Genomic DNA, 18,834 nt, shown 5'->3' with positions numbered 1-18,834 from the left:
ATAAAAGCATAAAAGCCTTAATTAAAATGACAAAACTAGATTTAAAATCAGCAGAATTCGATAACTACTATCTAAGATATATTGACAAATTATCTCATAAAACTGAACTAAAAAAAGGCTTTTCAACAGGTAAAGACACCTTAATTGATTTTTTTAAATCAATTCCAAATGAAAAGCTCATGTATCGCTATCAAGCCGAAAAATGGAGTATAAAAGAAATTTTGCAACACATCATAGATACCGAACGAATTTTCATGTATCGCTGCTTTAGAATTGCTAGACAAGATACGACACCTTTAGCCGGATTTGATCAGAACGTATATATGAAACCATCTGAGGCCAACCTCAAATCAATAGAACATTTATTGAACGAATTTGAAATCAATAGAAATCATTCCATATCATTATTAAATAGTTTATCTAATGAAAACTTATCCTTTATAGGAAATTCTAACGGAGGAGCTATGTCTGCACGCGCAGCAGCTTTTACAATTTTAGGTCACGATATTTGGCATATGGAAGTCATAAAAAACAAATATTTATAACATGTTAGACCTTAGACCCAATTGTGAGCATTGTGATAAAGACCTGCCCTATACATCTACCGAGGCAATGATTTGTTCCTATGAATGCACGTATTGTAAAACATGCGCGCTCGAAATTTTCGAGAATGTATGCCCTAGCTGTTCTGGGAATTTTGTTGAGCGTCCAATTAGACCTAAAAAAGAAATAGAAAGGAACCCAGCTTCAAGCAAACGCATATTTAAACCAAAAGATGTACAAAAGACCAAATTAAATTCAGATAGATATAAAACTATTCCTCCAGAAAAAAGATAACATATGAGTCCAGTTTTAATTGATAGTATTGGTTATGGAGCGCTAATCATCAATTTGTATTCGATGTCTACAAAAGGGGAATATAAATTAAGATTAATCTCACTAATTGCTAATGTATTTTACATTCTTTATGGTGTACTGATTAGTGCAGCTCCAGTAATTGTTGGATGCGCTATTGCCGTACTTCTGCATGCATATCATTTAAAAAGATTACAAACAAAAAAAGCGTGAAATGATAAAAATAAAAAAAGCTATAGAATCAAATACAGACGTTTTAGCTCTTTTAGGTCGGCTTACTTACGTTGAATCTCATGGTCGCTTTATTGATGACAAGAATGACCTACTTCAATATATTAACGAAGCGTTTTCTGTATCTAAAACAAAGGAAGATATAAACAACCCTAAAATCATATTCTACATTATTTATGTTAATGATCTGCCTGCTGGTTATGCCAAATTAATAGTAAATGCTTACCACAAAGATGTGGTTTCTCAAAACAATTGTCGACTAGATCGTATCTACATCTTAAATGAATTTATACCATTAAAGATTGGGCAACAGCTACTAACTTATGTTGAAAAGCAGGCCAAAGAACTGCAATTAGATATGATATGGCTTTCGGTCTACGTAAAAAACCATAGAGCCATTAGATTCTATGAGAAAAATGAATTTAAAAACGTAGGAGAATTAAACTTCCTAGTTAATGGAAAACCATATGACAATATCGTATTCTCAAAACACATATAACAATGACAGACTATTCAAAATCAAAATTAAATAGAATAAAACGCGGACAAATACGAGCGTCCTATGATGTTGAAAAAATCAATACTATTTTGGATGCGGGTTTTATTGGTTACGTAAGTTATGTTTATGAAGGTAGAGCCATAACGTTACCTATGGCTTACGGCAGAAAAGACAACAAAATATATTTACATGGCTCACAAGCAAATAGGATGTTGCTCCATTTATTAGAATCCAAAAAAATGAGCATGACTGTCATGCATTTAGATGCATTAGTTTTAGCGCGTTCAGGCTTGCATCACTCTGTTAACTATCGCAGTGCAACGTTATTTGGCACAATTAAAAACATTAATGATCCGAAAGAAAAGGAACTAGCTCTTCATTGTTTTATGGAACATATGATGGAAGGGCGTTGGGATGGTATTAGACCCATGCATCAAGAAGAACTAGATAGAACATTAGTAGTGGAAATGACTATTGAAACCGCTTCAGCTAAAATTAGAGATGTTGGCGTTGGAGACGAACCCGAAGATTATAATTTAGATGTTTGGGCCGGATTAATTCCTATAAAGCAAGTAGCCGAATACCCTGTCCCTGATGAAGGTTTACCTCAAAAAATGAAAATCCCTAAACACATTTTAGATTATTATCATCAAAACAAATAGAACCTTATAATCTATTTTCTATTCGGTTTGTATTTCCTATTTTAGTTGCCTAAACACGACGGCATTACGTAAACCTGTAGTAGCCCCTTTTTAAGCCTCCTAAATGGAAAAGAATTATTGCCCAACATGTAGCATCGAAATTGAAGGAAACTATTGCTCAGAATGCGGAACTAAAGGACTTAACAACAATAAAACAGAAGCGCTATCTATTCCTAATTGGCGTACAGAAAAAGACTTCGACTTGTTAATCAAAAACCCGAAAGTTCATAGTTTTATCTCTCATTTTCTAGAAAATTCTAAACGCTCTATTTCTGCAGAAGTATTTTTAGAACGTGCAGACTTACTCATTGCTCCGCTAACAAGCTTATCGGTAAAAAGAACCGCAGATATTATAATTCCTATCTATAAAAATCTTGGTGTAAAAACGGGGAGGTCTAGCACAGCACATTTCGACATAATCATTCAAGAACTCTTTATAAAAATCTTGTGTTCACTAGCGAAAAACAACTACCCTTTAGTTAGTGTTGAACAAGCAGATAACGGTGTTGTAATGCTTGCAGAAATTCCATCCGACTTTAAAACTTTCGGAGGAGATATTATTATCTCATTACAAGAACATGACGATAACATAAAAATGGACGTCGATGCAAAAATTAAAGGCCAGCTTATTGATTGGGGAAAAAGTAAAAGCGTTATCAAAAACATTTATAAGGATATCGAAGAGATAGAATTGAATTTAGATTAAACTGTTTGTTCTTTTTATGCCCTAAATTACATACATATATTACTCTACTTCGTTTTCTTTTGCTAACTTAGTTCCAAACCAGGACAACACATTTACTGCCATCTAAGACAACAAACTAATGACATTTTACGAAAAAGAACTTGATAGAATTCGTGATGTAGTCTATTCAAATGAAGGACAAATTAACACTGTAATTGGGATTCGAAACTACATCGAAAACAATTATGATGTCGACTTAAATTTGGATGTGTTGTCTCATATGCAGTATGTTTCTAAGTATCATTTGCTACGCTTGTTTAAAAAATATTATGGACAAACGCCAAGACAATACTTAATAGACAAACGAATTGAAAAAGCCAAGGAACATCTCGTAAATGATATGTCGGTAACTGAAACCTGTTTCGCTGTCGGTTTTGAAAGTCTAGGTTCATTCAGTACTTTATTTAAGAGAAAAATAGGAAAATCACCTGCCAAATTTCAAAAAGAGCAACTTTCGAGAAGTAAAATAGATAGGGAGTTCTGAACTTTGACTAACAATAAAATAGAATCAAGATGAAAGTAACACTAATTAGTATTCCAGTTCGTGACCAAGAAAAAGCATTACAATTTTATACAGAAAAGCTGGGCTTCTTAAAAAAGAAAGATCTGCCATTAGGTGGAGGCAATAGATGGCTAACCTTAGTTTCAAAAGATTGGCAGGATGGTCCAGAATTATTACTAGAACCTGCTCCGCTTCATTTTGAACCGTCTAAAGTCTTTCAAGATGCATTGATGGAAGCAGGATATCCATGGACTCAATTTGATGTAGACGATGTGCAATCTGAATATGACCGACTTATAAATCTTGATGTTGAATTTAGTGTAAAACCAACTGAGATGGGCACTGTAAAGGTTGCTGTTTTCAATGACACCTGCGGAAATAATATTCAATTAGTAGAAGAATTATAAAACCTTATTCCCAAAACTTAACGTATAAGTCAATCATTTCCATCCCAGCCTAACAGCAACGGAACGATATTTGATAAATGTTATAGAACTAACATTATGAAAAAACTTGTACTTCTCTTTATCTTTACTTTTGGCGTTAAATCGGCTTTTGCAGATTGCTCTAGCAGTGGAATGTACTTCTTTCCTGAGCAAAAGAACATTAGTTTAAATCCTATGTTTATCATAGAAGGCTATTATTTTAGTCAAAAAACAGTTAATAGCTTTAAAGAGCGCAGTGTTTATTTGGAGAGTGAAAATGGAGAATTAATTGAGTTAAACCTTCAAGACATATTAAAAGGTCAAATGCATTTAACCCAGGCTATCTTTTGCACATCAAGCCCTCTAAAGCCAAACACCACTTATGTCCTCAAATATGCTAATCAAACAAATGCTGAATTAGCAGAAATGGTAAGGTATAATAGAGAAAAAAAGAAAAGAGAAAAAATTTATTGGACAACGTCAGATAAAGAATCACTGGCCGAGCTAAACTCGGATTTAACGGTAGAATTTAAAAAAACAGAAACAGTGTTTTATGGCTGCGGACCAGCATCTTATGCTATTTTCAATGTAAAGTATATACCAGATGACGAATTATGGTTTAAAACAGAAGTTGTTGAACTTTCCTCCAACAAAAAAACAACCTATTACTTACGCATGTGGAATGAAAAACTAAGTGTTGGACATGGCATGTGCTCTGGAGCCTTTACCTTTAATAAAAATGGAAAATATAAGGTTAGGTTTATCCCAATGACCATAGATGGAAAAGCATTAAGCCCAACCCGCTGGAAAACTTTTGATAGCCCTTGAATATCCAAAAACGCCCTTTCGGATATTAAAATATTATAAGCTCTAACTTGTATCATTATAACGTCATCGGAAAATTCGTGTCAGATTTTCAGAAGGTTCGTTTTCTTTTGATAACTTCGTTACTACCTATCAACACATAGTTCAAATGAAAATACACACAATACTTATACTACTAACTTTAATGTCAACTCATATGTTTTCTCAAAACTTAAAGACGTCAGAATCTGTATTAGTTAACGGAAAACATATATACTATGAAAGCTATGGACAAGGAGAACCTTTGTTTCTTTTACATGGTTATTCACTGTCTTCAAAAGCATGGTTACCTTACGTTGAAAATTTTGATTCATCATACAAAGTTTATCTAATTGATTTAACTGGACATGGTAAATCGGATGCTTTTAAAGAAAACCTATCTATAAAATCGGTAGCAGAAGATCTTAATGCTTTAATTCAATATTTGAAATTGGATAAGATTAAAGCCATAGGTTTTAGTTTTGGTGGTGACGTCCTGTATCAACTTGCTTTACTAAACCCTTCTTTAATAACCTCTATGATAACAATTGGCGCTGTTGGGACTTGGACTGTGAACGATTTTCCTGAATACCAAAATGCTTTTACTTTTGAAAATAAAGAAGACTTTCCGTGGTTATCAGATTATCATGGCTCTGATGACAAAATAAAGGCAATTATGAAGCAGTTTAATAATTATACGGTTGCATTAACCAATGAAGAATTAAAAAGCATAAAGCCCGAAGTTCTAATTATGATGGGTGATGATGATGAAGGTATGGATTTAGAAGAAGTTGCTCGAGTAAGAAAAAATCTGCCTTTATCTGATCTTTGGATATTACCAAATGTATCTCATGGAGCTCATGAAGGTGAAACTAAAGATGAATTCATTTTGAAGTCAAAAACCTTTCTCTCTAAACATTAAAACGCATGAAAATAAAAATTTTAGCACTCGTACTAGTTCTTATATGCGGAAATGTTTTTTCTCAAGAAAATGAGGTAGAGATAATGATTAACCTACTTGAAAACGAAAAAATAAGCGACATTAACATTGATGAAGACGCATTTATCAATTCGATTTCAAAAATTACAGATTACTGTAAATCGAGCTTTAATGACCTCCCAAAAACTCAAAAAATTGGAATCTTAATAATTGCCCATAAAAAAGGAAAGCCAACCTATGAAATCTATTCAAACCCAAAAATAGATAACACTTTAAAGGATCAAACTTTAAAAGACTTAAGTAAACTAAAAATAGACAATACTAAACTCGTCGATTTTCCTATTTTCATTTCTATAAATAGTACTAACAATAGAGAAATAACCGACTTCAAAGCATTTACAAATCCAGTTAAATTAAAATTAGATGCATATAAAAAAGCAGATTTAAAAACGAAATTAAAACTAAACAAAGCCTATGCTATTAATGAAGCGCTTCCAATATTAAGTGCTTATCAAGTTATTGTAAATGACAAATTCGTTGGGGTTAAAACATTTGGAAACCTCATACAGAATGCTAATTTTAATAAGACATATGACACTCAAAAAGCAACAAGTTTAAACACTAATTATTGGAGAGCTACTCTAGAAATGGATAGAGGAAATCAGCTCATTCCAATTACTAAAATCTATGCATTAGTAGCACAAGGTGAATTTGATCATGCAAAAAAATATATCGAAATTCTTCGTCCATTTTCAAATCCACAAACAATTTCAAATGATTACTTAGAAACCATTAATTACAGATTAAATTTGTTTTATCAAGATCTAGAAAAAGAAATACTTAAAGGAATTTCAGAACACAATAAAGGCAACTATAAAGTAGCAATAAACATCTATAATGCTATTCTTGACATTTACCCAAACTCTGCTTGGGCACTTTATGAGAAATATTATTCTGAAAACGCACTAAAACTAAAAGAAGATAAGATATCACCAGAAGACAAAAAAGATTGGGATATTGCCAAGGTTGAAATTTATAAACATAACCCGTTATATCATATGGATGTAAGAGCAAAGACAGGAAAAGACGCCTATCTTTTATTTAGACGTCAAGAAATTGGTGGTTTATTCAAAAATGAAAATGAAAAATTAAGCGATGTCTTCAAATATGCAGAAATAGCATCCGATTTAGGGATTTATGATTTTGCAGCGCAGTTATTTTGGCTAACAGCAACGTTTGATAAAGATAATTCTCAAAAGTCAATTCATAACTTTCTGTATTGTTTAGACAAGCTAGGAGACACTCAAATAAAATCAAATTTCAAAGGTGACTTTGAAAGCATATTTAAGGCTATCGAAAAAGAGAAACAAACTAAAATGGAAGATAGTGCGATATTTAAATCAATGAAAAACTAGCGACACTACTAAGAATAATGTATACCGTTATTAATTCTTAAAAACAGGTGTAAAATTAGGCACAACCCCAAAACTTCGTTCTTTTTTCCTAACTTAGTTCACAAGTCAGAGTAAGCATTTCACACTTATTTATTGCGAGTTATGACATTTGAAAAACATATGATATGAAGATTCATTTATATATCCTAATCCTTGGCCTAGTTATATTTGGATGCAATACGCCACAAACGAAAACGTCTAATGAAGACACCGCCAAGTTAGAATCTTTTATCACACAGTATTACTCGGTAATGTCTGAACGAGATTGGAATACATACCGTCAATTTTTTGCAGATAAAGCAATACTAACAACAATTTGGCATGGCCCAAATGACCCAAAACCAACACTATTCTCTAATTCAATTACAGAATTTTTAGCTCAAACAAAAAACGGTCCCGATAATCAACCCATTTTTGAAGAAAAACCTTTAACAATAACTACCGACATAAAAAATGATTTAGCAAGTGTATGGGTAAAGTATACAGCAAAGTTCGGAACAGAAAGTAACTTAATGCAATGGCAAGGTTACGACGTATTCAGTCTTATCAAATTTGAAAATAAATGGCACATAACCTCTATCACGTATTTATCAATCGAATCAGAATAATGATGACATATAAAACCTATCCTACAATTCAAACGAGCGATTGTAAATGTCATAAACCTCCACTTTTATTCTCAGATTATAAATCACGTTTGGTTGGTATCGATACTACTAATGGTAGGTATGGAGAGGTTACCATTGAAAAATGCGTGCATTGCAAGTCGCGATGGTTACACTATTTGGTAGAATATGAATCCTTCTCAAGATCTGGCAGATGGTATAGAGGCTTAATTTCAAAAAAAACGATTAAAACAATTACACCCGAAAATGCAGTAGATGTACTAAAATCCTTAGAATGGTATCTTTATGGAGGTAGCTACTTTAGTTCTACTGGCCAAAAAGGACAAGGACATGTTAACGTAGACAGGTGAATCTAAAATGATAAAAACAGTCGCTGCATATAGGAGTAAGTTTATACTTTGGGTACTTATAATAAGTTGTTACTCTTGCACATCGAATCCAAAACAAATTGGCATTCAACCTTATGGAGAGCCTGATAAAGCAATCATTAACTCGGTTACTAAAATCTTAAAAGAAACCTACAATGCTAATGTCATAGTGCTAGATAAAAAAGCACTCCCAAAACAGGCATTTGTCAATATTAAAAGCCCTCGATATCGTGCCGATTCTCTTCTCAAAGACTTACTAAGGCATCGTCCAGATTCTATTGATTTCATACTAGGAATCACGTCAAAAGACATTTCTACAACCAAAAGAGATGTCAACGGAAACATTAAGCAACCCGAAGCAAAATATGGAGACTGGGGAATTTTCGGATTAGGATATAAACCAGGTAAAAGCTGTGTCATTTCTAATTTCAGATTAAAAAATACAACACCCAAAACGTATATAAATCGAATTCAAAAAATTGCTGTCCATGAAATTGGACATAATCTAGAGCTTCCCCACTGTGATACAGACAAATGCGTCATGCAAGATGCAGTAGAAACCATTAAAACTGTAGACTTGGCTGGTTTTGAATTATGCAAAAGCTGCTTGCACAAGATAAACTAATCGGTTCTTAAACATCTTTGTGCTGCGACGTTACCCCTTTGGTTAACTTTTATAAGACTTTACCTTTCTTTCTTTCATTTTGCTACTTTTAATTATAACCATATGAATACACACTCAGTAGACCTGAAACTTATAAACCTTTTTTAATGAAAGAATCAGTACTAAAACTTCAAACATTTATGTCATCAATATCTAAAATGCTCATCGTTTTTTGTCTTTTCTTCTGGAGTAATATAAGTAGCTCTCAATCAAGAAATGCATCATACTCTAAAGATGGGAGCACCATAGTTTATGTGTCAAACGTAGATGGTATCAACCAAATTTTCACGATGAACACTAATGGCTCCAATAAGAAACAACTCACCTATCTTCAACATAGTTGTTATTACCCTTTCTTTTCACCAGATGCCTCCAAAATTGTATTTATGTCTTTAGCAGGAGAACACACTATTATTTGCCTTATTGATAAAGATGGTAGCAACTATAAAGCCCTAAGTACTGAAAAAGATATGACTTCAGATCCTAATTGGTCTCCAGATGGCAGCCAGCTCATTTTTAGCTCAGCAAAAGGAGGCAATAACAATATCTATGTAATGGATGTAACTGGAAAAAATTGGAAACAACTCACCCATCACGAGGCTTCAGATCAAACCCCTTCAATTTCTCCCGATGGTAAACATATTGTTTTTGTATCTAATAGAGATGGGAATAACGAGTTATATATCATGAATAGTGATGGCACTAATGTAAAACGCCTAACAACCGACCCACGGTCAGACCGTGTTCCGAGATGGTCACCCGATAGCGAAAAAATTATTTGGTACTCAAGAGAACCATCAAAAGTTGCAGGTTCTGCAAAAAAATCGTGGTCAGGAGCAGAAATTTACGAAATTCAAAAAAACGGTTCTAATCGAAAACAAATTACACATAATAGCTATAGAGACCAAGGTCCTAATTATGTACCAGGTAAAAATCGCGTTATCTTTACTTCAAAAAGAACAGGGACATATCAGCTGTTTGATTTCAATCTTGAAACATCAGAGGTGACACAACTTACCAACAAAAACGAATAGCCTACGACAACAATACTTGTAATTTCCTTTCGTTCTTTCTTTTGTTACTTCATTTTAAACGATGTAATTTTACAAACACATGTAACAAGATAAAACTAAGCATGAATCCGCTAAATTTGTTTAACACATGGTATCAGGAAGAACTTAATAAAAGTACAGTTCCTCTACCTTCCGCTTGCTGTCTAAGCTCCATTGGATCGGACGGCTATCCTAATTCCAGATTTGTATCACTTAAAGAGGTTATAGACCAAAAATTTGTGATTACTGGACCAATTAAGTCTAGAAAAGGGGTAGAATTATTGGCAAACCCAAAAGCAGCGCTCACATTTTGGTGGACAGCTACTGAACGTCAAGTGAGAGTTCAAGGTGATGCCATTCAAATTGAAAATGACCTTGCCAAGACTTATTTTAGTAAAAGATCCAAAGGCGCACAAATAGTAAGTCACATCTCTAATCAAGGTGAACAAACCAATGACTTTTCGGAATTGGTGAGCACATTTGAAAAAGAAAAAATAAATACTGTCAATTCTATCATAGATAAACCAAAACATTGGTCTGGTTTTTATATTGTTCCTAAACGAATTGAACTTATGACGTTCAAAAAAAACAGATTACACTATCGCGAATTATATGTTAAAACCAACAACAAGTGGTCTAAATTTATTTTACAACCCTAATGCATACCAGGGTATTGCCTTTTATTAACTTAATATATCAAAAACCCTAACCACAATAGCTATTCGACACAGTAACGTTTTAACAAATTTTTAATCCAATTTTCTTCGGAAACAGGTATTAAGAAATAGATATTTTTCGATACATTTGCCTGTGAAAATCAAGACTACTAACTGATAATTACTCTAATATGAAAAACACAGCTTTAACCGCAACTCACGAAGCCCTAGGTGCAAAAATGGTACCTTTTGCAGGATACAATATGCCTGTACAATATGATGGTGTTAATGTAGAACACGAAGCCGTAAGGACTGGAGTTGGTGTATTTGATGTGTCTCACATGGGAGAATTCCTTATTGAAGGACCTCATGCTTTAGACTTAATTCAGAAAGTATGTAGTAATGACGCCTCTAAATTAACAATTGGAAAAGCACAATACAGCTGTCTACCAAATGATGATGGTGGTATTGTAGATGATTTAATTGTCTACAGAGTAAAGGATGAAACTTACCTTTTAGTCGTTAATGCTAGTAATATTGAAAAAGATTGGAACTGGATTTCTTCAAAAAATGACATTGGTGCTGAAATGCGTGATTTAAGTGAGTCTTACTCCTTACTTGCTATTCAAGGTCCAAAGGCAGTAGAAGCCATGCAGAGCTTATCAAGTCATGACCTTTCAGAAATTAAATTCTATAATTTCGTTGTTGGTGATTTTGCAGGTATTGAGCATGTTATTATTTCGGCAACAGGCTATACAGGAAGTGGTGGATTTGAAATCTACTGCAAAAATGATGAAGTGAAGCAAATTTGGGATAAGGTTGTAGACGCTGGAGCAAAGCCTATTGGCCTAGCTGCACGTGATACGCTACGTTTAGAAATGGGATATTGTCTCTACGGAAATGATATAGACGATACAACATCTCCAATTGAAGCTGGTTTAGGATGGATTACAAAATTCTCAAAAGATTTCACTAATTCTGAGGCTTTAGAAGACGAAAAACGTCGCGGGCCAGAACGTAAACTTGTGGCTTTCGAATTAGACGATCGTGGTATTCCTCGACAAGGCTATGACATTGTTGATTCTAGTGGAAAAACAATTGGAAATGTCACTTCTGGAACTATGTCGCCAAGTTTAGGAAAAGGTATAGGCCTTGGTTATGTGCCAATCATCTTCTCGAAAGTTGATAGTAAAATTAACATACAGATTCGTAAAAATGCAGTGCCAGCTACTGTAGTAAAATTGCCTTTTTACAAAGGATAATTTATAGATTGAGGCGTGATTAATGAAGGCATTTGAAAGTAAACATCGTATTTTAATTTTAGGTGCTAGCGGGTTTATTGGTAACGCGATTTACAAAGAACTCTGTGCCTATTTCAAAACCTTTGGCACCTATCGTATTCCCAAAAAAATCTATGAAAACAATCATCATTTTTTTCATTACAATGTAGAGGAAGACGATGTCTATGACGTACTAGAAGCAACTAAGCCATCTATTATTATATCTTGCTTACGTGGCGATTTTAGAGCGCAAACTATAGCACATCAACATATCGCAGAATATCTTATCGATAATGACTGCAAGATTATTTTCTTGTCGTCAGCAAATGTATTTGATGGCTATAGTAAATACCCAAGTTATGAACTTGATAAAACCCTAAGTGATAGTATTTATGGGCATTTCAAAATTAAAATTGAGAACATGCTCTTACGCTTACCTAAAAAAAAGGTTGCCATCGTAAGATTACCTATGGTTTTAGGCTCACAATCTCCAAGATTAAAAGCATTAAAACAACATCTTCAAGAAAAAACCGCCATTGAAATTTTTCCCAATATTATAATGAATGTGACCACAGATACGAAAGTCACCCAACAAATTCACTATATAATTAATCGAAACAAACATGGCATTTTTCACTTAGGTAGTACAGACTTGGTCCACCATGATGAATATTTTAAAGATATTATTAAGCAGTTATCTTCAAAAAACGGCGTCGTATACAAACATGTATATACAACTAATGAAGACCGTTATCTTGCTGTGCTTCCAAAATTCAACAAACTACCAAAACACCTAGAAATTACAAGTTCAGAAGTATTAGAAGACCTTTTGAAGTCTTAGAATGTACAGTTTACAGTAAAAAGTATTCGGTTCGTCTTTTTTTATAGTTCCAACCAGTTATTCCTCTTATTTTACATCAAATTATAGTATTTTTAAGTAAACCTTTTACAGTATGAACGTTATGAAAGATGAAAACATTGAAAAGCGATTACTCCGCTTTCCTGATTGGGAACATAGAAATAATGCATTGTATGCCGAATTTGAATTTGATAATTTTAAGGACTGTTTTAGTGCTATGAGTAGAATAGCATTTGAATGTGAAGCGCAAAACCATCACCCAGAATGGACCAATGTTTACAATGTTTTAAAAATATCGTTATCTACTCATGATGCCGACGGTGTTACTGAAAGAGATTTTAAACTTGCTGAAGCCATAGAAGCCATAGTTGAAGTTCAAGACTAACATATTTGGTGCGATTTTTGATTTATTTTCCTTATCTAATCTCTATTTATGCTTAAACGATTTTCCATAATTTTATTATTGTCTGTTTGCAGTTTTGGTCAAAGCCAAAACAGTAATCTATTCTGTGAACAGTTGCAGGCATTAAAAAAACTGGTAAAAACAAGTCATTATTCGCCAAAAGAAATTAATGATAGTTTATCAACACACGTGTTAGATTTGTTCTTATATAGTTTAGATGAAGACAAACGTTTATTCACCAATGATGATGTCATAATTTTTGAAAAAGACAGAAATACTTTAGACGATTACATTAATAATAATACCTGTGATTTTATTGATAAATACGTTGAAATATTATCTAAACGTATTGAAAATTCCAAAGAGGTTATTTCTGCGCTTGAACGAGAAACATTTGATTATTCGGGAAAAGACACCTTACGATTTAAGCCTGAAACCAAGTATAAATACTTTAAAGACAATGCAGCAATACAGAAATATTGGAGTAAAAGAATGCGCTATAACATTCTATATACGATAGTAGAAAATGATTCGGTTTTGGAGAATTTGCAAAACAATTTCAAAAGCCTAGAGGCCGAATTAAAACCTAAACTGATCCAAAAAGAAATCTGCAAACTAGAAGAATTAAAAAACAGACTTGGCAACGTTGAGAATTTTGTCAAAGAAGCTTTTTTTAATGCCTACCTTCATTATCATGACCCTAATTCTTTATTTTTTACACCTACAGAAAAAGACATTTACGAAAACTCTTTATCCAGTAATCAATTGTCCTTCGGAATCATTACATCTAAAAATGACAATGGCGATATTATAATTGCGCATATCACACCTGGAAGTGCAGCTTTCAATAATGGCAACTTTGATGTTAACGATGTTATAAAATCGCTAACATCTAACACTGATACTTTAGAAACCTATTGTATTTCTAACGATGATGTCTTGGCTTTTACAAGCAATCAAAAGCATCAAACAGTCACTTTCAAAATAAAAAAACAAAACGGAGCTGTAAAAGATATCGAGCTTACAAAAACAGAAACCAAAATTGAAGAAAATACGGTCTCTGGTTATGTTATTGAAAACAAATCAAAATTAGGTTATATCAATATCCCAAGTTTTTATTCAGATTTTGAATCTCCTAATGGTTTGGGGCTTGCCAATGATGTGGCAAAAGAGTTGTACAAACTCCAAAAGGAAAAAATAGAAGGACTTATTCTGGATTTAAGGTTTAATGGTGGAGGCTCGATGAAAGAGGCTGCAGACCTTTCAGGGATGTTTATTAATAGAGGCCCCATTTCAGTATTAAAGTACAACAATGGTGAAACCTATACAATTAGAGATGTAAACCGAGGTTCATTATTCACAAAACCAATAATCGTTTTAGTAAATAACTATAGCGCCTCTGCTTCTGAGTTTTTTGCAGCAACCATGCAAGACTACAATAGAGCAATAATCGTCGGAGCAAGTACACATGGTAAAGCCTCTGCTCAAGCCATTTTACCATTAGGTGATACCGACTCTTTAGGCTACTCTAAACTAACCGTTGAGAAATTCTATCGTGTAACTGGTAAGAGTCATCAATCTGTAGGCGTGATTCCAGATATTATTTTACCTAATGTATATGATGGTTTTGGAACCCAAGAACAGTATGAAGATTTTGCGCTTCAAAATGACACCATTCCTGGAGTAAAAAAATATCCAAAACTCAAGCCACTTCCCATAAATGAACTAAAAAAAAGAAGCGCATTGCGTATAGCCAACGACAAGTCTTTCGCCTCTGTAAAAGACCTCAACACATTAATTATCGATAACTATTTTCAGATAGATACCGAATATCTTCTTACCTTAAAAAATGTCTATACTGAAATGACTAATTATCGTAAGCAATGGGAAATTATCAACTTACCCATTGATAATAACGAATCTGATTTTACCGTAAAAAACTCAGCCTTTACTCAGGAAGTTATGAGCTATAATGAAGATCAGAAATTAATAAATGAAACCATTTTAAAAGACATAAAACAAGACATTTATATTGAAGAGGCTTACGCTATTCTTCAGGATCTTCTAAATTTAAATCCTTTAAATTAAGTATGAAAAACATTAGCTTAAAACTAACCATCGCCTTTTTATTTGTAATTACTTCTATGTCTGCTCAAAACTTCAAAAGCGCAACAGACTATTTAGATTTTGTTGGAAAAGAGCAAAAAGCCATCACTAAAAATATGTGGCGATATACCAAAGCAGTTGCACACAGCAAAAGTGATCGTAGCATTGATGGTAAACGAAAAAATCTTCTAAAATCTGTTGATAGAGCCATCTTAAAAATTAAAAAAGCCAACGGTTTTGACGGCGACGATTACAAGAACAAAATATTAGAACACCTCACTTTTAATAAAAATCTACTCAATCAAGACTACGCTAAAATCATTGACATGAAGGCCGTTGCAGAACAGTCATATGATGCTATGGAGGCCTATATTTTAGCTCAAGAATTAGCAGATAAAAAAATGGAGGAATCGCAACGAGATTACGAAAAAAACCTGCATGAGTTTGCCACTAAACACAATATAAATATTGTTGAAAATGAAACCGACCTTGGAAAAAAAATGAAAATTTCCAACCAGGTATTTGAACATTATAATGATTTGTTTCTAACTTATTTTAAAGTATATATCAATGAGGTATATCTCTGGGAAGCTATAACGGCTAATGATGTGAGTGCTATTCAACAAAACGCAAATGCCTTGAATACTGCAGCTAAAGACGGATTAGAAATTTTAAAAACTAAATCCACTTACAAAAATGATACTTCAATCCTGAATGCAACTAAAAAAGTGTTTGAGTTTTTTATAGACGAAAGTGAAAACCAAATTCCGGTGATCACCGAATTTTTAATTTTGAATGAAGATTTTGAAAAAATCCAAGCATCTATTGATCAAACACCAGAACGTAAACGTACTGAAGCTCAAATTGATAATTACAACAAAAAAGTAAAAGAAATCAATGAGGCCGCTGATAATTACAATAAGGTAAACGTAGAATTAAATGAGCAACGCCAGAAAATGATCAATAGTTTGAATGCCACTAATTCGAAGTTTTTATCAAAACACATCCCTAAAGACTAAGCTCTAGTATTGTCAAATCGATATAATTTCGATAATTTTGAACTTCACTAAAATGATTTTTTAAAACAGAACACTAATGGGAAGAGCTTTTGAATTTCGCAAAGCAAGAAAAATGAAACGATGGTCGGCAATGAGCAAGGCCTTTACACGTATTGGTAAAGACATTGTTATGGCTGTTAAAGAAGGAGGACCTGATCCAGATTCTAACTCTCGATTGCGTGCGGTAATTCAAAACGCAAAGGCCGTTAACATGCCTAAAGACAATATCGAGCGTGCTATTAAAAGAGCTTCAGATAAAAATCAAGGCGATTATAAAGAAGTTGTTTTTGAAGGTTATGCACCTCATGGTATTGCCGTTTTAGTAGAAACTGCAACCGACAATAATACGCGCACAGTAGCTAATGTTCGTAGTTATTTTAATAAGTGCGATGGTAGCTTAGGGACATCTGGATCTGTAGTCTTTATGTTTGATCGTACCTGCAATTTTAGAATAAATGCTGAAGGTCTTGATCCAGAAGAAATTGAATTAGAATTTATCGATTATGGTGCTGAAGAGGTTTTTGCTGATGACGATGGTATTTTAATTTATGCCCCTTTTGAGAACTTTGGTACCATTCAAGCCGAATTAGAATCAAGATCTATTGAAATTTTATCATCTGGCTTTGAACGTATCCCACAAGTCACAAAAAAACTCAGTACAGAACAAGCTGAAGAGGTAGAAAAATTACTCGAAAAACTGGAAGAAGATGATGACGTTCAAAACGTCTACCATACCATGGAGGAGTCTACTGACGAATAAATAAAATGTAATCCTATATACCCGAACTTGTTTCGGGTTTTTTTATGCTTTTAAATCACGAATTTTTTGCTTCAATCCACTTACTCATAAACTTAGTACTTTGCAAAGTATGATGTTGAAGTACTTGTCCGATAAAGTTTTTCTGCCTATGTGATTCTAAGTCTTTGCAAACCACATGCAATCGGTCGTTAAACTGAACTTCAAAGTTTGTCTTTGAGAATTGTGTGTTTAAAATCTGAAACCCCATCTTTTGTTGCGTAGTCCAAAGTGATTCGCTTTGATATAGCTCTACTGCGTAATCTATAAATTCTTCTGCCACATCACACACAAAATCCTGCTCTGCATCTTCTACAACACCCTCTGCTCCAATTGTAGTTGTTACATATGGTGTGCCATTTTGCATGGCATCAAACAACTTTCCTTTCAGCCCTGCTCCAAACCGAATTGGGGCTAAAAGCACTTTCGATTGCTGCATAACATCTCCAACGTCTAGAGCAAAACCCTTAATTAAAAACCCTTCATTTTCGTTATGTAACTGATCTACTTTCTGAGAAGCGTAGGCGCCATAATTGTGCAATTGGGCTTTAGGTAGTCGTTGTCTAATCCCTTTCCAAATGGTTTCTTTTAAATACAACAGTGCGTTATAATTGGGCTCATGAAGAAAATTTCCTATTGATATAAAATGCTGGCGTTCTTCAAAAGTAGAACATGTTTGTTGTTGTTCTTCGGAAATAGGATCGATAAGAAATGGAAGATAAAGCAATAGCGATGAATCAATTTTAAACATCTGCTCTAGTAGTTGCATTTCGGCTTTTGAAATAATTAAACTCAAATCACAACGATAAATACTAGCGATTTCTCGTTTTGTCGTGTCATTAAAAATATAATCGTTAGAGACGGCTTTCTCATCTTTAAATGCCTGCAGTCGTGCTCGTCTCAAGAAATGTAAATCTTCTGTATCTAAAATTTTGATAGCCTCTGGGCATTGCTCAGTAATTCGCCAACCAAACTGCTCTTCGGTCATAAACCGATCAAAAAGCACAACATCTGGATTTAGCTGTAATGCAAAATCATCAAAACTTGAATGGTTGAGTTTAATAGTGATTCTATCTACTCCAATCGTAGAGAGGTCAAATGCATTATCACTCTTAGCACAGGCGCTCGCAAAACTGACGCTATAACCTTCAGACTGAAAAAATGCAATGAGTTGCATCATTCGGCTTCCTGCCGCCGAGCTCTTAGGCTCTGGCCAAACAAAACCAATAATAAGCAGTTTTTTATTCAAATGACACGGAGTTATTATGGTTGCATCTGCTCGCTATACTTAGCTCTAACTGCTTTGCCCCAATCGACAATAGCTTTAATTTGTGCTTCAGAAAGTTTAGCATCACCATGAGTCCATGTATACGACGGAAGCGGCATCTCTTTAGCCTCAACCATTTCGATAAGCTCATCCATTTTGTGATCTTTCTTTTTTAGAGAATACCCTTCCCAAGACGATACATCAAAATGGCCTTTTCCATGATCTATATGATCTGCCATCCAATAATTTATAGGTGTGATTTTATTATACCATGGATATCTTGTCACATCACTATGACAATCAAAACAAGCATTTTTTAAAATTTCATGTACATCGTTAGGCGGATTTGTATCTGCTATAAAAGCATTTATAGAGGTTAAATCACCCTCGTTTTTGTCTGGTCCGAAAAATTGCATAATTATGAAAGCAATTAATAAAACAACAAGTATCTTTTTTATGATTTTCATTTTATATAATTTTAGTGATCTAAAAATACAAAATCAA

General features: G+C 33.7%; 24 protein-coding genes. 22 read left to right on the top strand and 2 right to left on the bottom strand.

Features of this window, described 5'->3' with window-relative positions:
- Positions 1 to 26 precede the first annotated feature (26 nt).
- The 22 genes from Q0787_RS13865 to Q0787_RS13760 all read left to right on the top strand — a co-directional run bounded on the left by Q0787_RS13865 (position 27) and on the right by Q0787_RS13760 (position 17,027).
- Complete coding sequence (locus Q0787_RS13865; protein WP_298903431.1) at positions 27 to 545, top strand: DinB family protein; 519 nt, start codon at positions 27 to 29, stop codon at positions 543 to 545.
- A 1-nt stretch (position 546) separates the two neighbouring features.
- Positions 547 to 837 (top strand): DUF1272 domain-containing protein, encoded by a 291-nt coding sequence (locus tag Q0787_RS13860; RefSeq protein ID WP_298903430.1) that lies wholly within the window; start codon positions 547 to 549, stop codon positions 835 to 837.
- Positions 838 to 840: 3 nt separating this feature from the next.
- Entirely contained in the window at positions 841 to 1,068 is a 228-nt protein-coding gene (locus Q0787_RS13855; RefSeq protein WP_298903429.1) for a hypothetical protein, read from the top strand.
- Between the two features lies 1 nt (position 1,069).
- Positions 1,070 to 1,585 carry a GNAT family N-acetyltransferase gene (locus Q0787_RS13850; RefSeq protein WP_298903428.1) on the top strand — a complete coding sequence of 172 codons (516 nt, stop codon included), beginning with the start codon at positions 1,070 to 1,072 and terminating at the stop codon, positions 1,583 to 1,585.
- A gap of 2 nt (positions 1,586 to 1,587) precedes the next feature.
- Positions 1,588 to 2,247, top strand: a complete 660-nt coding sequence (locus Q0787_RS13845; RefSeq protein WP_298903427.1) for a pyridoxamine 5'-phosphate oxidase family protein — start codon at positions 1,588 to 1,590, stop codon at positions 2,245 to 2,247.
- Between the two features lie 103 nt (positions 2,248 to 2,350).
- On the top strand, positions 2,351 to 2,992 hold the full coding sequence (locus Q0787_RS13840) for a hypothetical protein (protein ID WP_298903426.1): 642 nt from the start codon (positions 2,351 to 2,353) through the stop codon (positions 2,990 to 2,992).
- Between the two features lie 118 nt (positions 2,993 to 3,110).
- Positions 3,111 to 3,515 carry an AraC family transcriptional regulator gene (locus tag Q0787_RS13835; protein WP_298903425.1) on the top strand — a complete coding sequence of 135 codons (405 nt, stop codon included), beginning with the start codon at positions 3,111 to 3,113 and terminating at the stop codon, positions 3,513 to 3,515.
- Positions 3,516 to 3,544: 29 nt separating this feature from the next.
- Positions 3,545 to 3,940: a VOC family protein gene (locus tag Q0787_RS13830; RefSeq protein WP_298903424.1), complete on the top strand. Its 396-nt coding sequence runs from the start codon at positions 3,545 to 3,547 to the stop codon at positions 3,938 to 3,940.
- 96 nt (positions 3,941 to 4,036) lie between these two features.
- Positions 4,037 to 4,786 (top strand): hypothetical protein, encoded by a 750-nt coding sequence (locus Q0787_RS13825; RefSeq protein WP_298903423.1) that lies wholly within the window; start codon positions 4,037 to 4,039, stop codon positions 4,784 to 4,786.
- A 145-nt stretch (positions 4,787 to 4,931) separates the two neighbouring features.
- Entirely contained in the window at positions 4,932 to 5,723 is a 792-nt protein-coding gene (locus Q0787_RS13820; protein ID WP_298903422.1) for an alpha/beta hydrolase, read from the top strand.
- Between the two features lie 5 nt (positions 5,724 to 5,728).
- Positions 5,729 to 7,156 carry a hypothetical protein gene (locus Q0787_RS13815; protein WP_298903421.1) on the top strand — a complete coding sequence of 476 codons (1,428 nt, stop codon included), beginning with the start codon at positions 5,729 to 5,731 and terminating at the stop codon, positions 7,154 to 7,156.
- Between the two features lie 164 nt (positions 7,157 to 7,320).
- Positions 7,321 to 7,803, top strand: a complete 483-nt coding sequence (locus tag Q0787_RS13810; protein ID WP_298903420.1) for a nuclear transport factor 2 family protein — start codon at positions 7,321 to 7,323, stop codon at positions 7,801 to 7,803.
- Positions 7,803 to 8,171, top strand: coding sequence for a hypothetical protein (locus tag Q0787_RS13805; RefSeq protein ID WP_298903419.1), 369 nt, complete (start codon positions 7,803 to 7,805; stop codon positions 8,169 to 8,171). The genes Q0787_RS13810 and Q0787_RS13805 overlap by 1 nt, the downstream gene beginning before the upstream one ends.
- A 7-nt stretch (positions 8,172 to 8,178) precedes the next feature.
- Entirely contained in the window at positions 8,179 to 8,814 is a 636-nt protein-coding gene (locus Q0787_RS13800) for a hypothetical protein (protein WP_298903418.1), read from the top strand.
- 146 nt (positions 8,815 to 8,960) lie between these two features.
- Positions 8,961 to 9,887, top strand: coding sequence for a DUF5050 domain-containing protein (locus tag Q0787_RS13795; protein ID WP_298903417.1), 927 nt, complete (start codon positions 8,961 to 8,963; stop codon positions 9,885 to 9,887).
- Between the two features lie 41 nt (positions 9,888 to 9,928).
- Positions 9,929 to 10,564: a pyridoxal 5'-phosphate synthase gene (locus tag Q0787_RS13790; RefSeq protein ID WP_298903416.1), complete on the top strand. Its 636-nt coding sequence runs from the start codon at positions 9,929 to 9,931 to the stop codon at positions 10,562 to 10,564.
- Positions 10,565 to 10,752: 188 nt separating this feature from the next.
- Entirely contained in the window at positions 10,753 to 11,823 is a 1,071-nt protein-coding gene (gcvT, locus tag Q0787_RS13785; protein ID WP_298903415.1) for a glycine cleavage system aminomethyltransferase GcvT, read from the top strand.
- A gap of 22 nt (positions 11,824 to 11,845) precedes the next feature.
- Positions 11,846 to 12,682: a sugar nucleotide-binding protein gene (locus Q0787_RS13780; RefSeq protein WP_298903414.1), complete on the top strand. Its 837-nt coding sequence runs from the start codon at positions 11,846 to 11,848 to the stop codon at positions 12,680 to 12,682.
- Between the two features lie 112 nt (positions 12,683 to 12,794).
- Positions 12,795 to 13,085 carry a 4a-hydroxytetrahydrobiopterin dehydratase gene (locus Q0787_RS13775; RefSeq protein ID WP_298903413.1) on the top strand — a complete coding sequence of 97 codons (291 nt, stop codon included), beginning with the start codon at positions 12,795 to 12,797 and terminating at the stop codon, positions 13,083 to 13,085.
- A gap of 48 nt (positions 13,086 to 13,133) precedes the next feature.
- A complete protein-coding gene (locus Q0787_RS13770) occupies positions 13,134 to 15,191 on the top strand; it encodes a carboxy terminal-processing peptidase (RefSeq protein WP_298903412.1) in 2,058 nt (685 codons plus the stop codon).
- A 2-nt stretch (positions 15,192 to 15,193) separates the two neighbouring features.
- Positions 15,194 to 16,228 (top strand): hypothetical protein, encoded by a 1,035-nt coding sequence (locus Q0787_RS13765; protein ID WP_298903411.1) that lies wholly within the window; start codon positions 15,194 to 15,196, stop codon positions 16,226 to 16,228.
- A gap of 76 nt (positions 16,229 to 16,304) precedes the next feature.
- A complete protein-coding gene (locus Q0787_RS13760; RefSeq protein WP_298903410.1) occupies positions 16,305 to 17,027 on the top strand; it encodes a YebC/PmpR family DNA-binding transcriptional regulator in 723 nt (240 codons plus the stop codon).
- A 55-nt stretch (positions 17,028 to 17,082) separates the two neighbouring features.
- Here Q0787_RS13760 and Q0787_RS13755 read toward each other — a convergent pair whose 3' ends face one another.
- A complete protein-coding gene (locus Q0787_RS13755; RefSeq protein WP_298903409.1) occupies positions 17,083 to 18,312 on the bottom strand; it encodes a glycosyltransferase family 4 protein in 1,230 nt (409 codons plus the stop codon).
- Between the two features lie 14 nt (positions 18,313 to 18,326).
- Positions 18,327 to 18,797, bottom strand: coding sequence for a heme-binding domain-containing protein (locus Q0787_RS13750; RefSeq protein WP_298903407.1), 471 nt, complete (start codon positions 18,795 to 18,797; stop codon positions 18,327 to 18,329).
- Between the last annotated feature and the right edge of the window lie 37 nt (positions 18,798 to 18,834).

Source organism: uncultured Psychroserpens sp. (assembly GCF_947492715.1).
Classification (GTDB): domain Bacteria; phylum Bacteroidota; class Bacteroidia; order Flavobacteriales; family Flavobacteriaceae; genus Psychroserpens.
The sequence above is the reverse complement of the archived record's forward strand: the minus strand, read 5'-3'. Positions and strand labels throughout refer to the sequence as shown.

Coding starts and splice junctions, on each gene's coding strand:
- Q0787_RS13780 (WP_298903414.1), top strand. CDS start 11,846: ATGAAGGCATTTGAAAGTAAACATCGTATTTTAATTTTAGGTGCTAGC.
- Q0787_RS13855 (WP_298903429.1), top strand. CDS start 841: ATGAGTCCAGTTTTAATTGATAGTATTGGTTATGGAGCGCTAATCATC.
- Q0787_RS13865 (WP_298903431.1), top strand. CDS start 27: ATGACAAAACTAGATTTAAAATCAGCAGAATTCGATAACTACTATCTA.
- Q0787_RS13795 (WP_298903417.1), top strand. CDS start 8,961: ATGAAAGAATCAGTACTAAAACTTCAAACATTTATGTCATCAATATCT.
- Q0787_RS13820 (WP_298903422.1), top strand. CDS start 4,932: ATGAAAATACACACAATACTTATACTACTAACTTTAATGTCAACTCAT.
- Q0787_RS13815 (WP_298903421.1), top strand. CDS start 5,729: ATGAAAATAAAAATTTTAGCACTCGTACTAGTTCTTATATGCGGAAAT.
- Q0787_RS13805 (WP_298903419.1), top strand. CDS start 7,803: ATGATGACATATAAAACCTATCCTACAATTCAAACGAGCGATTGTAAA.
- Q0787_RS13840 (WP_298903426.1), top strand. CDS start 2,351: ATGGAAAAGAATTATTGCCCAACATGTAGCATCGAAATTGAAGGAAAC.
- Q0787_RS13850 (WP_298903428.1), top strand. CDS start 1,070: ATGATAAAAATAAAAAAAGCTATAGAATCAAATACAGACGTTTTAGCT.
- Q0787_RS13800 (WP_298903418.1), top strand. CDS start 8,179: ATGATAAAAACAGTCGCTGCATATAGGAGTAAGTTTATACTTTGGGTA.
- Q0787_RS13835 (WP_298903425.1), top strand. CDS start 3,111: ATGACATTTTACGAAAAAGAACTTGATAGAATTCGTGATGTAGTCTAT.
- Q0787_RS13860 (WP_298903430.1), top strand. CDS start 547: ATGTTAGACCTTAGACCCAATTGTGAGCATTGTGATAAAGACCTGCCC.
- Q0787_RS13760 (WP_298903410.1), top strand. CDS start 16,305: ATGGGAAGAGCTTTTGAATTTCGCAAAGCAAGAAAAATGAAACGATGG.
- Q0787_RS13825 (WP_298903423.1), top strand. CDS start 4,037: ATGAAAAAACTTGTACTTCTCTTTATCTTTACTTTTGGCGTTAAATCG.
- Q0787_RS13750 (WP_298903407.1), bottom strand. CDS start 18,797: ATGAAAATCATAAAAAAGATACTTGTTGTTTTATTAATTGCTTTCATA.
- Q0787_RS13845 (WP_298903427.1), top strand. CDS start 1,588: ATGACAGACTATTCAAAATCAAAATTAAATAGAATAAAACGCGGACAA.
- Q0787_RS13830 (WP_298903424.1), top strand. CDS start 3,545: ATGAAAGTAACACTAATTAGTATTCCAGTTCGTGACCAAGAAAAAGCA.
- gcvT (WP_298903415.1), top strand. CDS start 10,753: ATGAAAAACACAGCTTTAACCGCAACTCACGAAGCCCTAGGTGCAAAA.
- Q0787_RS13810 (WP_298903420.1), top strand. CDS start 7,321: ATGAAGATTCATTTATATATCCTAATCCTTGGCCTAGTTATATTTGGA.
- Q0787_RS13765 (WP_298903411.1), top strand. CDS start 15,194: ATGAAAAACATTAGCTTAAAACTAACCATCGCCTTTTTATTTGTAATT.
- Q0787_RS13775 (WP_298903413.1), top strand. CDS start 12,795: ATGAACGTTATGAAAGATGAAAACATTGAAAAGCGATTACTCCGCTTT.
- Q0787_RS13770 (WP_298903412.1), top strand. CDS start 13,134: ATGCTTAAACGATTTTCCATAATTTTATTATTGTCTGTTTGCAGTTTT.